The sequence below is a fragment of the Pseudomonas sp. RC3H12 genome, assembly GCF_018596375.1.
Lineage (GTDB): Bacteria > Pseudomonadota > Gammaproteobacteria > Pseudomonadales > Pseudomonadaceae > Aquipseudomonas.
Window position 1 is genome coordinate 2,101,126 of sequence record NZ_CP075595.1, and the last position, 12,342, is coordinate 2,113,467.

Here is a 12,342-nt window from a genome sequence, read left to right on the forward strand (position 1 = left end):
ACCATGCGTATAGCCATCATTGGCAGCGGCATCGCGGGCCTGACCTGCGCCTACCTGCTGTCGCGCAAACACGAAGTAACGGTATTCGAAGCCGCCGGCTGGGTCGGTGGCCACACCCACACTGTCGACGTGCTGTGGCGGGGTGAGCGCCATGCCATCGACACGGGGTTCATCGTCTTCAACGACTGGACCTATCCCCATTTCATCCGTTTGCTTGAACAGCTCGGAGTCGCTTCGCAGCCGACGCAGATGAGTTTCTCCGTGCATGATCCACTCTGCGGTCTGGAATACAACGGGCACGACCTGAACACGTTGTTTGCCCAGCGCCGCAACCTGCTGTCGCCGGGCTTCTGGGGCATGCTGCGCGATATCCTGCGCTTCAACCGGCAGGCTCTCGCCGACCTCGAGCACCAGCGTATCGACGCCACCACCACCTTGGGCGCTTATCTTCATGAACGCGGTTACGGCCCGCGTTTCATTGAGCATTACATCGTGCCCATGGGCTCGGCCATCTGGTCCATGTCCCGTGCCGATATGCTCGGCTTCCCGCTGGCGTTCTTCGTGCGCTTCTGTCGCAACCACGGTTTGCTGTCGGTGAACCAGCGCCCGCAGTGGCGTGTCGTCGCGGGCGGTTCGCGCAGTTATGTCGCCCCGCTGTGCCGACCCTTCGCCGAACGCATCCGCCTTGACTGCAAGGTGCACCGGGTCGGCCGCGACGAAGGCGGTGTCACCCTGGTCAGCGACGCCGGCACCGAGCGCTTCGACAACGTGGTATTCGCCTGCCACAGCGACCAGGCCCTGGCGCTGCTGGAGGCGCCGAGCGTGCACGAGCGTGCCGTGCTGGGTGCCATCGGCTACGCCGACAACGACGTGGTGCTGCACACCGACACCCGCCTGCTGCCGCGCCGCCGCAACGCCTGGGCCAGCTGGAACTACCGCCTGGGCGGCCCCGAGCAGGCGCCGGCCGCGGTGACCTACAACATGAACATCCTGCAGGGCATCCAGGCACCGACGACCTTCTGCGTCAGCCTGAATCAGACCGCGCTGATCGACCCCGCGCAGATCCTCGCCCGCTTCAGCTATGCCCACCCGCAGTACAGCCTGGCGGCATCTGCCGCTCAGGCCCGGCAAACACAACTGCAAGGCCAACAGCACAGCTATTTCTGCGGCGCCTACTGGGGCAACGGCTTCCACGAGGATGGCGTGGTCAGTGCGTTGCAGGTGGCCAGGCACTTCGGAGAGCAGCTGTGAACAGTGGCCTGTACCTGGGCTGGCTCAGTCATCGGCGCCTGAGTCCGCGGCCCCATGCCTTCCGTTACCGGATCGGCCTGTTCTACCTGGACCTGGACGAACAAGCCTGGCTGATGGCCCTGTCGCGCTGGCTGGGGCGTTGGCGCCTGGCCCCGCTGTGCTGGCGGGAAACCGACTACCTGCCGAGCCTCACCCGCCAAGGTCAGCCCCTGGCCCAGGCCGCACGACTGCTGGTGAGCCAAGCCACGGGGCAAATGCCCGACGGGCCAGTGTGCCTGCTGACCCAGCTGCGTTGCTGGGGGCTGTCGTTCAATCCGGTGAGCTTCTATTTCTGCCATGACCGCGACGGGCACCTGGCGGCGATCCTGCTGGAGGTGCGCAACACCCCGTGGCGGCAGCGTTTCCACTATGTGCTGCCGGTGCAAGGCGACCCGGCGAAAACCTTCGCCATGGCCAAGCGCTTTCATGTGTCGCCGTTCATGCCCTTGGACATGGACTATCGGGTGCGCTTTCACCTGGACCAGGCACAGATGCGCATCCACATGGAGAACTGGCAAGGCAGCCAGAAAGTGTTCGAGGCCGACCTGGCCCTGAAGCGCCGGCCGCTGAATCGCAAGGCTGTGCGCGACTACATCCTGGCCTTCCCCTGGATCAGCCTGCGCACCGTCTCGGCCATCTACTGGCAAGCCCTGCGCCTGTTCATCAAGCGCACGCCCATCCACGACCACACCGCCAGCCGGGGCAACCTGGCACTCGGCCACTCCTGCGAGGACCCCGATCATGTCCAATCCGACCCTGAGCGTTAGCAAGTCCGCGGGCCTGGCGCCACTGCTCGGCGGCTTGGCGCGCAAGGCCGTGCTCGCCCAGCTGGGCAAGCTGCGTCATGGCCATCTGCGCCTACTCTGCCATGGTCGCCAGTGGACGTTCGGCGACCCCGGCAGCGCGCTGCAGGCCGAGGTAGAGATACTCGACGACACCGCCTGGAGCCTGATAGCCGGCAATGGCTCGATCGGCGCGGGCGAAGCCTATATCCATGGTTACTGGCGCAGCCCGGACCTGGCGTTGGTCACCCGCCTGTTCGTGGCCAACCTCGATGTGCTCGACGCCCTCGAGGGCGGCCTGGCACGCCTCGGCCGCCCTGCCCTGCGGCTGCTGCACCGGCTCAACCGCAACAACCGCCAAGGCGCCCGTCGCAACATCCTGGCCCATTACGACCTGGGCAATACCCTGTTCGAGCAACTGCTGGACCCGACCATGATGTATTCGGCCGCGCAGTTCGAGCACCCCGCACAATCCCTGGAGCAGGCTCAGCGGCGCAAGTTGGAGCGCATCTGCCAGAAGCTCGAGCTGAGCCCGCAGGATCACCTGCTGGAAATCGGCTGCGGCTGGGGCAGCCTGGCGATCCACGCCGCCACCCGCCACGGCTGCCGGGTGACCACCACGACCCTGTCGCACGCGCAGTACACCTATACCCTGCAACGGGTGAAGGACCTTGGGCTGGAGCAGCGGGTGACCGTGTTGTGCGACGACTACCGCGACTTGACGGGGACTTTCGACAAACTGGTCTCCATCGAGATGATCGAAGCGGTAGGCCACCGGTACTTGCCGGTGTACTTCCGTCAGTGCGCGTCACTGCTCAAGCCCGACGGGCTGATGTTGCTGCAGGCCATCACCATCCGTGACCAGCGCTACGCCCAGGCGCGGCGCTCGGTGGATTTCATCCAGCGCTACATCTTCCCCGGCGGCGCCCTGCCCTCGCTGAGCGTGCTGCTGGACACCGCCAGCCGTCGCACCGCGCTCAACCTCGTGCACCTGGAGGATTTCGGCGTCGACTACGCACTCACCCTGGGGCATTGGCGCGACAACCTGCGCCAGGCGCGCGGCACATTGGCGGCACTGGGCTACGACGAGACCTTTCAGCGCCTGTGGGAGTTCTACCTGTGCTACTGCCAAGGCGGCTTCGAGGAACGGGCCATCGGCGTGGCCCAGCTGCTGTGGGCGGCGCCCCTGGCGCGGCGGGCGCCGTTGCCCGGGCAATGACGATGCCCCGCGCCTGGCTGATCGCCAATGCGCTATGGCTGCAGGTGGGCTGGTGGGCCTGCGTGCTGGGCGCCAAGGTTCCCTGGCTATTGCTCCTGCTGCCGCTGGGGCTGGCCGTGCACCTTAAACTGTGCCCGGCCCGCAGCACCGAAGTCGGCGCACTGTTACGCGTGACCTTGGCCGGTTGCATGCTGGACGGTCTGCTGGGGGCAATTGGGATTTTTCGTTTCGAGGCATGGCCACTGCCATTGTGGCTGGCGCTGCTGTGGCTGGTGCTGGCCAGCGGCTTGCGCCACAGCCTGGCCTGGGCGGGTTGGCCGTTTTGGCGCGGTGCGTCAGTCGGCGCGCTGGGTGGCCCGTTGGCGTACCTGAGCGGTGCCGGGCTGGCCGATGTCGCCTTGCCCCTGGGACCCGTGGTCACGGGCGTGCTGCTGGTGCCGGTCTGGGCCCTGGCCCTGCCCTTGCTGGTGCGCCTCGCCGCGCGGCGCTGAGCGGCGGCAGCGTTCGGAACAGTAGCGCACCTGCGCCCAGCACCGCGCCCAGCGCTTGCGCCAGGTGAAAGGGCGGCCGCATGCCGCGCATACCTTGCTTGGAAGATGCTGCTTCTTCATAGGTCCTGGCCGGCATCGAGCCGCGCCAGCAGCGCCTGGCCGCGTTGCCACACGCCCTCGCGACGGGCAGGCGCCATGCCGTCCAGGCTGCGATACACCAAGGCCAGACGAGGATTGCCTGAAAGCTGGGCGCGGTGGCGAATGAGAAAATGCCAGTACAACGCATTGAATGGGCAAGCGTCTTCACCGACCGCCTTGTCCACCCTGAAGCTGCAGGCCTTGCAGTGATCGGACATCCGCTGAATGTAGCGACCGCTGGCGCAATAGGGCTTGGAACCCAGGTAACCGCCATCGGCGTGCATCACCATCCCCAGGGTGTTGGGCAGTTCTACCCAGTCGAACGCGTCGATGTACACGGCCAGGTACCATTGGCAGATCGCGGCGGGCACGATTCCGGCCAGCAGGGCGAAGTTGCCGGTGACCATCAGCCGCTGGATGTGATGCGCGTAACCGAGGCGCAAGGTCTGTCCGATGGCCTGCGCCATGCAGCGCATACGCGTCTGCCCGGTCCAGTAAAAGTCCGGCAGGTCGCGAGTGTTGCCCAGGCGGTTGAGCCCGGCGTATTCGGGCATGCGCAGCCAGTAGATACCGCGCACATACTCGCGCCAGCCAATCAACTGGCGAATGAAGCCCTCTGCGGCGTTGAGCGGCACCCGGCCCTGGCGCCAGGCGTCTTCCACGTCCTCGCACAGGCAGCGCACGTCCAGCAGCCCGATGTTCAGCGCCGCGCTGATGCGCGCATGGAACAGGTAGGGCTCGCCTTCAGCCATGGCGTCCTGATAGTCGCCAAACGCCGCCAGGCCGAAATCGAGAAAATGACGCCATAGCTGTTGAGCCTCGGCATGAGTCACGGGATAGTCGAAACCATCCAGTTCGCCGTAATGGTCGCTGAAACGCTGGCGAACCAAGGCCACCACGCCCCGGGTGATGGCATCCTGTTCGAAATGCGCCGGAAACGGGCCTCGCAGACCTCGCGCCAACGGCTTGCGATTTTCGTCATCGAAATTCCATGCGCCCCCCGCCGGGCTGCCGTCGGGCTCCAGGAGCAGGCCGCAACGCTTGCGCATGCCGCGGTAGAAATGCTCCATGCGCAGCTGGGTGCGGCCCTGGGCCCAGCGTGCGAAAGCCTCTCGCGAGCACAGGAAACGGGTGTCGCGGTGCCACACCAACGGTAGCCCAGCCTCCCGTAGCGTCTGTTCCAGGCGCCACTCACCGCACTCGGTCAGGTGGATCTCGCTGGCGCCCAGGGCCTGCTGCCAGCGACGCAGTTCGCCGGCAATGCTGGCACTGTTGCCGTCGGCGTCCAGTTTGACGTAGTGCACATGCCAGCCACGCGCCCTCAGCGCCTGGGCGAAATGACGCATGGCGCTGAAGATAAGCACGATCTTCTGCGGATGATGCGGCACGTAGCGTGCCTCGCCCTCCACTTCGGCCATCAGAATCGCATCGCGGGCAGGGTCCAGCGCGGCGAGACTCGCCAATTCGAACGACAGCTGGTCGCCCAGCACCAGGCCCAGGCGCATCGCCGAGGCTACCACTGCTCGTCCAGCGTCACCGGCACCCGCAGCGGCGCGACGGGGCCGTCGCCTTGCCCGCACATTTCATCGTGTACCACGTGCTGGACCAGCATGCACGGCACCGGCGGCAGCCCGGCCAGTACCTGACGCAACTGCGTGATGGAGCGAAAGCGAACGGCCTGCCCGTGATCGTCGCTCAGCGTGACCGGCCCTGCGTCGGCCATGGCCCGCAGCAGGTAGAAACCGCCTTCCAGCGACAGCAGCTCCAGCGCCCGGACCTTGCCGGCGCCGACCTGCTCGAAGAGTGTATTGAGATTCATCGCGTGCCCTCCGGCAGGCGGCGGAAGAACAGGGTGATCTGGCCGATCTCCACACCCAGCTTGCTCATGCGCGAGCGGTTGATCAGGGTGTCGTCGTCCATCAGGTACATCCAGTCGTCCAGGTCTACCTGCCAGTGCCGCCCGTCTACTGGCAGGTCCAGCTGGTAACGCCAGCGCAGCGCATTGCCAGCCACTTCGCCACGGGCCTCGCCGATCACGTCGCCGGCGGTGCCACGCCAGCGACCAGGGCCATCGGGCACCAGCGTCCAGGTGCGCCGCTGTCGGGTACCGTCGCTGTAGAGAAACTGCTCGTCGAGGATCAACCGCTCGCCATCGCGGCGGCTGTCGATACGCACGTGGAAACGCTTCACTACCTCGCCGGAACGCTTCTGGAACATGCCCCAAGCCTGCACCGGACGCGAAAAGAAGGCCGCCAGGTCCAGCTTGGGTTGCTCGTCGGCATAGTGCTCGACGCCGACATTGCCACAGCTGCCCAGCAGCAGGCACCCTACCAACAACAATGCTTTGTACATGTTCAGGGTCCTCGATCGTTGCCGGCCAGGCCGAGCAGGCGCTGGCGCAGTTGTGGATCCCGGGCGCGCGGATCCAGCCAGATGGCGAAGAAGGCCTTGGCAAAGGCCGCATCGGCCACTTCACGGCGCAGTCGGCCATCGACGTAGAAGCGGCAACCTGCTTGCGGGAGGTACACCCCCGTGATGCGCATACCGGGACGCACATCCACGAACGCCGCCTGCATTTCCCCGGTCCAGGCGTCGAGTTGTTGCGCCGTGACGCTGCCGGCGCCAAGGCGACGCATCTCCTCAATGCTGGCCTTGACCAGGGTGTCCCGGGACAACGACCGGTGGTAAGCAAGCTCCAGGGCGAACGGTCGGCCCCAGTCCAGCAGCGGGCCTTCTGCCCACAAGCGGGCGCTGTACAGGCGCAGGCCGAACCAGGTGAACTCGCCTTCACCCAGCCGTTGAGCCGCCGGCAGCGTGGCTCGCCAATCCGCGCCGATCGAGGCGAGCGAGGTCAACAGCAGACAGAAGCAGGCTAATCGTAGAGCGAAGGCCATGATAAACCTGTACAGAAAACAAATTCTGTACAAGATTAGATTTTTGTACAGATAAATTCCAGTTCTGTATAGAAATTAGGGCAGCTCGATTCATGCCTGGGGAGCACCTCGAATGAGCCTCATCACCAACCTCCACAGTCCCGCAAACGTGCTGGTCTGCGGCGCCAGCCAAGGCATCGGCCTTGCCCTGTGCGAACAACTGCTGGCACGCGAAGACGTGGGCCTGCTAATCGCCGTGTCGCGCCAGGCAAATTGCAGCACGCCGCTCGATGCTCTGGCCCTGATCCATGGCCGCAGGTTGATGCGCATCGACTGCGATGCTCGGGATGAACAGGCGTTGCAAGCACTGGCGGTGCAGGTCCAGGCCAGCTGTGCGCAGTTGAACCTGGTCATCAGTACCCTCGGCGTGCTCCACCAGCCTCCGGCACGCGCCGAAAAGTCGCTGGCGCAACTGGACATGGCGGGGTTGCAGGCCAGCTTCGTCAGCAACTGCTTTGCCCCTCTCCTGCTGCTCAAGCACCTGCTGCCATTGCTGCGCCAGCAACCGGTCACCTTCGCCGCGCTGTCCGCCCGGGTCGGCTCGATCAGCGACAACCACCTTGGCGGCTGGTACAGCTATCGGGCCAGCAAGGCCGCGCTCAACCAGCTGTTGCGCACGGCCAGCATCGAACTCAAGCGGCTCAATCCCGCTTCAACAGTCCTTGCCCTGCACCCCGGGACCACCGACACCCAGCTCTCGCGCCCCTTCCAGGGCAATGTGCCAATCGACAAACTGTTCTCGCCAGCGTTTGCCGCCCGTTGCATCCTCGAACTCGTCGGCCGGCATGGACCGTTACAGACCGGTACCTTCTGGGCCTGGGACGGCAGGCCAATTCCCTGGTGACTCGCAGGCTTGTCAGCGGTGGAGCGGGTCAAGGAAGATCAGTTGCAACGGCTCCACCAACAACGCGTCAGCCTGCTCGGCAAAACGAAGAAAGTGTTCGGTGGCCAGGTGGCTGTCCAGCACCTGTCGAGGGTCGAACGCTTCACGCATGTAAAACGTCCCGGGCTAATTGTTGCGCTCGAACAACATGTAGTTTCGGTTGCCGTCCTCGGTCCGGGTCGGTTCGCCAGGCCTCTTTAAAGTGCCGGCGGCTGGCCTGGCTTGGCCTTGCGTATGGCAGCGGTATATCCGGACCGGACAATCTTTTACAAACAAGTTCTTGAGGGTAGCGGCCAGTTAACCTCCAATACTCTAATCAGGAAGTTAGCAGTATCTCAGTACCTTCAAAACCATTGAGATCCAGAGAGCCTTTGTGAAAATATCACTCGCCACAATAACAAAGCACAACTATGAAGCCGCTTGCGAATTGGAAGTCACAGACGAGCAAGAAGACTATGTGGCCAGCAATACCTGGTCACTGGTGGAGGCTGCGTACAACCCTGAATACTCCGTACGGGCCATTTACGCCAACGATGAGCCTGTTGGCTTTTTCATGTGGGTTCAGGCGTCACCCCATAAAATATCCATCTGGCGGTTTATGGTTGACAAGAAGCACCAACAAAAATCCATCGGCAGGATAGCACTAGGCCTGGCACTTCAAGAAATCAAGCGAGCCCCTGGCCTGGAAGAAATTGAAATCTGCTACAACCCTGGTAATCCCGTGGCGAAAAGATTTTATTCCAGCTTTGGCTTCGAAGAGGTCGGCATGGCCCCAGACGGCGAAGACATGCTGGCGCTCATCAGGCTTTAATCTACCGAGACGCCTTTGTTTATCGAAAAGCGGTTCAAGCCTGCCCCGCTTCCTGCTGCCCTTGGAGGCGATAGCGAGAAAGCGAAACACCGGTTTGCCGCTTGAAGTAGCGGCACAGGTAGGAGGCATCGACAAAGTTCAGCTCGTCGGCGATCTGGCCGATCGCCAGATTGCTGTAGGAAAGCAGCGCCTTGATTTCCTGGGTCACCTGGCGATCTATCAGGCCTTTGGCGGTGTCGTTGAAAAACGCTTTGGTCAGCTGTGACAGGTAGAACGGCGTGATGCTCAGCGCGTCGGCATAGAACTTCACATCCCGGTGCCTGGTGCAGTGCTTGCCGATCAAGTCCCAAAATTGCCAACTGAGCATTTCCTTGCGGCTGAACGCCCTGCTGCCTTTGTATGTAGCTGGAAGCTGCTCGGCAATTTTCAGGAAAAGATTCTGCAGTTGGTTGCGCAGCATGACGTGCCGGTAAGTCGGGCAGCACTTCACGATATCCCGCATCTGCGCCAGCCATCCTTCTATCAACGGCCTGTCGTCACTGTCCGGGACGCAATGTGGATGTTCATGCAAGAAGATGAACAGGGGGTTGGGCAGTTGGTAGGCGACCTCCGCAGCGAAACCCTTTGGCATCAGGCAAAAAAACACCTTGAATCCGCGTGAGCGACGTTTGAGCAAGGCAATGGTGTCTTCGGCCAGCAGCAGCACATCACCGCGCCGGACCACATGTTCCTTGAAGTTGAGCGTGAAGCGGGCGCTCCCGGACAGGCAGACCAGCAGCGTCAGATAGGCGTGGCCGAAGGAGAGTGGCACTCCCAGCCCTTCGGCCAGGGTGGTATCACCCATGCGCGGTGGGTCGTCAGCAGTAAAAAGTTGCGGAATATGCTGCATAACCTCTAGATGCCAGGACCTGAAACGGGATGAATCTTATCACCCATTGGCCTTCTAGTTTCGAAAAGTACCGAAATCACCGAGGTACTGATGTGTACCGAACCTGCCTTCCTCCCTACCCTGTTCCCCACCTGATCAGCCAACTGAGGACATGAGATGAGCCTGGAAACAACCCGACTGCTGCTGCGCCCTTGGCGGGACACCGACGCTGCGGATCTGTACGAATTCGCCAAGGACCAGCGAGTCGGTCCCATCGCCGGTTGGCCCCAGCACACCAGTGTGGAAAACAGTGCCGAGATCATACGCACGGTCTTCAATCACCCTGAGGTCTATGCCGTCGAGTTGAGGGAAAATCGCCGTGCGGTAGGGTGCGTCGGTATCCTTATCGGTGGCGATAGCAACTTCGAAATCAGTGCGCAGGAAGGCGAAATCGCCTACTGGATCGGAGTACCGTACTGGGGCCAGGGCCTGATTCCCGAAGCTGTGCGGGAAGTGATGCGACACGCCTTCGAAACCCTGAAGCTCAAAGCGCTGTGGTGTGGTTACTTTGCCAACAACAGTCAGTCCTTTGTCGCGCAGTCGAAGTGTGGTTTCCGCCATCACCATACTGAAGAGAACAAGTACAACCCGTTCCTCCAGGACTACCGGACAGAACACATCAGCCGCATTACCTATGAGCAGTGGCTCGAGCATACGAAAGAAGGCACTTTTCGAGCAGGTTAATCAAACAGGCTACGGATCTCTGATACCAACGCCTGCGTTGCCTCTTCAAGCGTTCCTTCGTTACGACATAAAACCCAACCTTGATCGGCAACCACTTGCTCGAACGCTTGGGTGCACGCGACATGCTCTTCCAGTGCGTGCATCACGGTACTGCTCAAGCCGCGTGACCGCGCCGCTGCCCTCCTCCACGAAATCTCAGGGTCGGTGACAACGCCCACATGCAAGTCCGGCACCCGCACGTTGCGTTCGATGTTCAACCGCAGGATCTCGGCAAACGGCACCAACCGGCGAAACGCCGCATCGGACGGGTACCAGCGATCGATCAGGATGATGCTGTCCGTCGGCTGCTTGGCCAGCACGTGCCGGGAAATCCAGGCACGGCTGTCCGCAAGGCGCTCACAAACCTTCATTTCCAGGTCCCGGCAGGGTTTCCTGACGAACTGGTTGACCAGGACCATGGTTTCGCCCCGGTAGGGATCGCTTTTCTTCTCGCTGATGCGGATCACCTTCCTGTTTTCCGCCCTCAGCGCTTGCGTGACGGCTTCCAGGAGCGTGGTCTTGCCGGTGCCCTTGGGGCCATCCAGGGAAATGAACAGCGAACGACTCATGCTTCACACAACGGTTGAATTCCTTCACGAACAGTCAATGAACCGGGCTCGGTCACATCAGGCAGTAGAACTCACTGACCTCTGCGACGATTTCCCGGGCGGCATTGTACAGCCTCGCCTCGGGTGTCAGGGCCATGGAGCGGGCTTCCAGCACATAGCGCTGACCAGCCTGGAAATGGGCGTATTCGAGGGTGAGGTAGCATTGGCGGACGGTGGTGCCACCCAGCATGCTCATGCCGCCCCCACCGTTCGTTTCATAGTCGAAGCGCACGACCAGTTCGTGGCTGCCGGGGCTGACCTGGAAGAAACGGCCTTCATCCAGGCGTTGCTTGTCCAGGCGTTCGGCCAGCAGGACGCGGTCATTGGGGAATGGCAGCGACAGGTCGACCCAGGCCATCTGTGGGTTGGCGGCTGGCAGTGGGGTTTGGCAGCCTGGGATGACGGTGATCAGTAACAGCAGTAGCAGCCGGCGCATGGTGAGGTTCCTTGGGGAACTGGGTTAAGGATAGCGCTGGGGCGTTGGGTTGTTAATCACCGCGTGGGAACGTGCTGGTGCTCGTAACCTGGGAGGAGATAAAACTCAGGCCCGCCAGGTTGAACCCGGACAGGCCTGAGGAAGGGAAACTGTCGGCCGGCAGGCGGCCGTTGAAGGCTACAGACTCTCGTCGAGGAACTTGACCACCGTGCCCATGCACGCCACCCGTTCTTCCACATGCGGCATGTGGCTGGAGTTCTCGAACAACGCCCAGCGGATACCGGGGATCAGGTCCAGGTACGGCTTGACCACCAGCGGCGTCGCCTCGTCGTAGCGCCCGGAGATCAGCAGGCTCGGCACGTTGATCCGCGGCAGGCGGTCGACGATGGTCCAGTCCTTGGTGCTGCCGATGATGTGAAATTCGTTAGGCCCGGTCATCGCGTGGTACACGGTCGGATCGGCCTCCACTTGGGCGAAGGTGCGTGCCACCTCTTCCGGCCAGGGCTTGAGCCGGCACACGTGGCGGTCGTAGAACACCTGGGTGGCGGCGATGTAGTCGGCCGCGGTGTAGTCGCCCACGGCTTCGTGGCGCAGCAGGGTTTCCTGGACGTCCTCGGGCAGTTCCTCGCGCAGGCGGTTGGCCTCGCGCACCCAGGTGCGCATGTCGGCGGGCGAGTTGGCGATCACCAGGCAGCGCAGGCCCCTGGGCTGACGCACCGCGTGTTCGCTGGCAAGCATGCCGCCCCAGGACTGGCCCAGCAGTGCGTAGCGCTCGCTGATGCCCAGGTGCTCGAGCAGGTTGTCGAGCTCATCCAGGAACAGCTTCACCGTCCAGAACGACAGCGGCATCTGCGGCAGGTGGGTCGAACGGCCGTTGCCCAGTTGGTCGTAGTGGATGACCGGGTAGCCACCAGCGGCGACATCCTTGTAGGCATCGACGTAGTCGTAGGTGCAGCCCGGGCCGCCGTGCAGGATGACCAGCGGGGTGCGGCCACAGGCCAGGTCGCCGGTGACGCGGTACCAGGTCTGGTAGTCGCCAAAGGGGGCAAAACCTTCACGCGATTGGGTGAGTTCCATTTCATCCGGCTCCATGTGAATCA

Annotated in this window: 15 protein-coding genes and 2 pseudogenes; 7 read left to right on the forward strand and 10 right to left on the reverse strand. The window is 62.8% G+C overall.

The genetic code is table 11. From position 1 onward, the window contains the following. Positions 1 to 3: 3 nt before the first annotated feature. From KHO27_RS09680 to KHO27_RS09695, 4 genes are read left to right on the forward strand one after another with little or no spacing between them, the layout of a single operon-like run. Positions 4 to 1,251 carry an NAD(P)/FAD-dependent oxidoreductase gene (locus KHO27_RS09680; RefSeq protein WP_214501688.1) on the forward strand — a complete coding sequence of 416 codons (1,248 nt, stop codon included), beginning with the start codon at positions 4 to 6 and terminating at the stop codon, positions 1,249 to 1,251. Then, positions 1,248 to 2,057: a DUF1365 domain-containing protein gene (locus KHO27_RS09685; RefSeq protein ID WP_214501689.1), complete on the forward strand. Its 810-nt coding sequence runs from the start codon at positions 1,248 to 1,250 to the stop codon at positions 2,055 to 2,057. The genes KHO27_RS09680 and KHO27_RS09685 overlap by 4 nt, the downstream gene beginning before the upstream one ends. Then, positions 2,032 to 3,291 carry an SAM-dependent methyltransferase gene (locus KHO27_RS09690; RefSeq protein ID WP_110704345.1) on the forward strand — a complete coding sequence of 420 codons (1,260 nt, stop codon included), beginning with the start codon at positions 2,032 to 2,034 and terminating at the stop codon, positions 3,289 to 3,291. The genes KHO27_RS09685 and KHO27_RS09690 overlap by 26 nt, the downstream gene beginning before the upstream one ends. A gap of 2 nt (positions 3,292 to 3,293) precedes the next feature. Beyond that, positions 3,294 to 3,782 carry a DUF2878 domain-containing protein gene (locus KHO27_RS09695; protein ID WP_214501690.1) on the forward strand — a complete coding sequence of 163 codons (489 nt, stop codon included), beginning with the start codon at positions 3,294 to 3,296 and terminating at the stop codon, positions 3,780 to 3,782. Here KHO27_RS09695 and KHO27_RS26380 read toward each other — a convergent pair. The 5 genes and pseudogenes from KHO27_RS26380 to KHO27_RS09720 all read right to left on the reverse strand — a co-directional run. Then, positions 3,780 to 3,902: pseudogene (locus KHO27_RS26380) on the reverse strand (DUF2256 domain-containing protein); the annotation flags it as partial. The gene KHO27_RS09695 and the pseudogene KHO27_RS26380 sit on opposite strands and share 3 nt — an antisense overlap. After that, positions 3,899 to 5,425 carry a cryptochrome/photolyase family protein gene (locus KHO27_RS09705; RefSeq protein ID WP_214501983.1) on the reverse strand — a complete coding sequence of 509 codons (1,527 nt, stop codon included), beginning with the start codon at positions 5,423 to 5,425 and terminating at the stop codon, positions 3,899 to 3,901. The gene KHO27_RS09705 and the pseudogene KHO27_RS26380, both read right to left, overlap by 4 nt. Before the next feature lie 8 nt (positions 5,426 to 5,433). Beyond that, positions 5,434 to 5,739, reverse strand: coding sequence for a DUF6482 family protein (locus KHO27_RS09710; protein WP_110704336.1), 306 nt, complete (start codon positions 5,737 to 5,739; stop codon positions 5,434 to 5,436). After that, on the reverse strand, positions 5,736 to 6,272 hold the full coding sequence (locus tag KHO27_RS09715; protein WP_111532835.1) for a DUF3833 domain-containing protein: 537 nt from the start codon (positions 6,270 to 6,272) through the stop codon (positions 5,736 to 5,738). The genes KHO27_RS09710 and KHO27_RS09715 overlap by 4 nt, the downstream gene beginning before the upstream one ends. A gap of 2 nt (positions 6,273 to 6,274) precedes the next feature. Beyond that, positions 6,275 to 6,814: a chalcone isomerase family protein gene (locus KHO27_RS09720; protein ID WP_214501691.1), complete on the reverse strand. Its 540-nt coding sequence runs from the start codon at positions 6,812 to 6,814 to the stop codon at positions 6,275 to 6,277. A 112-nt stretch (positions 6,815 to 6,926) separates the two neighbouring features. Here KHO27_RS09720 and KHO27_RS09725 point away from each other — a divergent pair, with 112 nt between their 5' ends. Further along, entirely contained in the window at positions 6,927 to 7,697 is a 771-nt protein-coding gene (locus KHO27_RS09725; RefSeq protein WP_214501692.1) for an SDR family NAD(P)-dependent oxidoreductase, read from the forward strand. 12 nt (positions 7,698 to 7,709) lie between these two features. Here the strand turns inward: KHO27_RS09725 and KHO27_RS09730 are convergent. Beyond that, a pseudogene (locus KHO27_RS09730) lies at positions 7,710 to 7,972 on the reverse strand (putative quinol monooxygenase). A 137-nt stretch (positions 7,973 to 8,109) separates the two neighbouring features. Between KHO27_RS09730 and KHO27_RS09735 the strand changes: the two are divergent. Beyond that, complete coding sequence (locus tag KHO27_RS09735; RefSeq protein WP_102681956.1) at positions 8,110 to 8,547, forward strand: GNAT family N-acetyltransferase; 438 nt, start codon at positions 8,110 to 8,112, stop codon at positions 8,545 to 8,547. Between the two features lie 34 nt (positions 8,548 to 8,581). Here the strand turns inward: KHO27_RS09735 and KHO27_RS09740 are convergent, their stop codons facing one another. Next, entirely contained in the window at positions 8,582 to 9,436 is an 855-nt protein-coding gene (locus KHO27_RS09740; RefSeq protein ID WP_214501693.1) for a helix-turn-helix transcriptional regulator, read from the reverse strand. Positions 9,437 to 9,592: 156 nt separating this feature from the next. On the opposite strand from KHO27_RS09740, the gene KHO27_RS09745 reads away from it, so the two are divergent. Further along, positions 9,593 to 10,159 (forward strand): GNAT family N-acetyltransferase, encoded by a 567-nt coding sequence (locus KHO27_RS09745; RefSeq protein ID WP_046855560.1) that lies wholly within the window; start codon positions 9,593 to 9,595, stop codon positions 10,157 to 10,159. On the opposite strand, the gene KHO27_RS09750 is transcribed toward KHO27_RS09745, so the two are convergent. The 3 genes from KHO27_RS09750 to KHO27_RS09760 all read right to left on the reverse strand — a co-directional run bounded on the left by KHO27_RS09750 (position 10,156) and on the right by KHO27_RS09760 (position 12,319). Then, the gene (locus tag KHO27_RS09750) at positions 10,156 to 10,767 is read right to left on the reverse strand and encodes a dTMP kinase (RefSeq protein WP_214501694.1); all 612 of its coding nucleotides are present in this window, start codon (positions 10,765 to 10,767) and stop codon (positions 10,156 to 10,158) included. The two genes, KHO27_RS09745 and KHO27_RS09750, sit on opposite strands and share 4 nt — an antisense overlap. A gap of 52 nt (positions 10,768 to 10,819) precedes the next feature. Further along, entirely contained in the window at positions 10,820 to 11,242 is a 423-nt protein-coding gene (locus tag KHO27_RS09755; protein ID WP_111532831.1) for a PA0061/PA0062 family lipoprotein, read from the reverse strand. Positions 11,243 to 11,419: 177 nt separating this feature from the next. Next, positions 11,420 to 12,319, reverse strand: a complete 900-nt coding sequence (locus tag KHO27_RS09760) for a proline iminopeptidase-family hydrolase (RefSeq protein ID WP_214501695.1) — start codon at positions 12,317 to 12,319, stop codon at positions 11,420 to 11,422. Positions 12,320 to 12,342 lie beyond the last annotated feature (23 nt).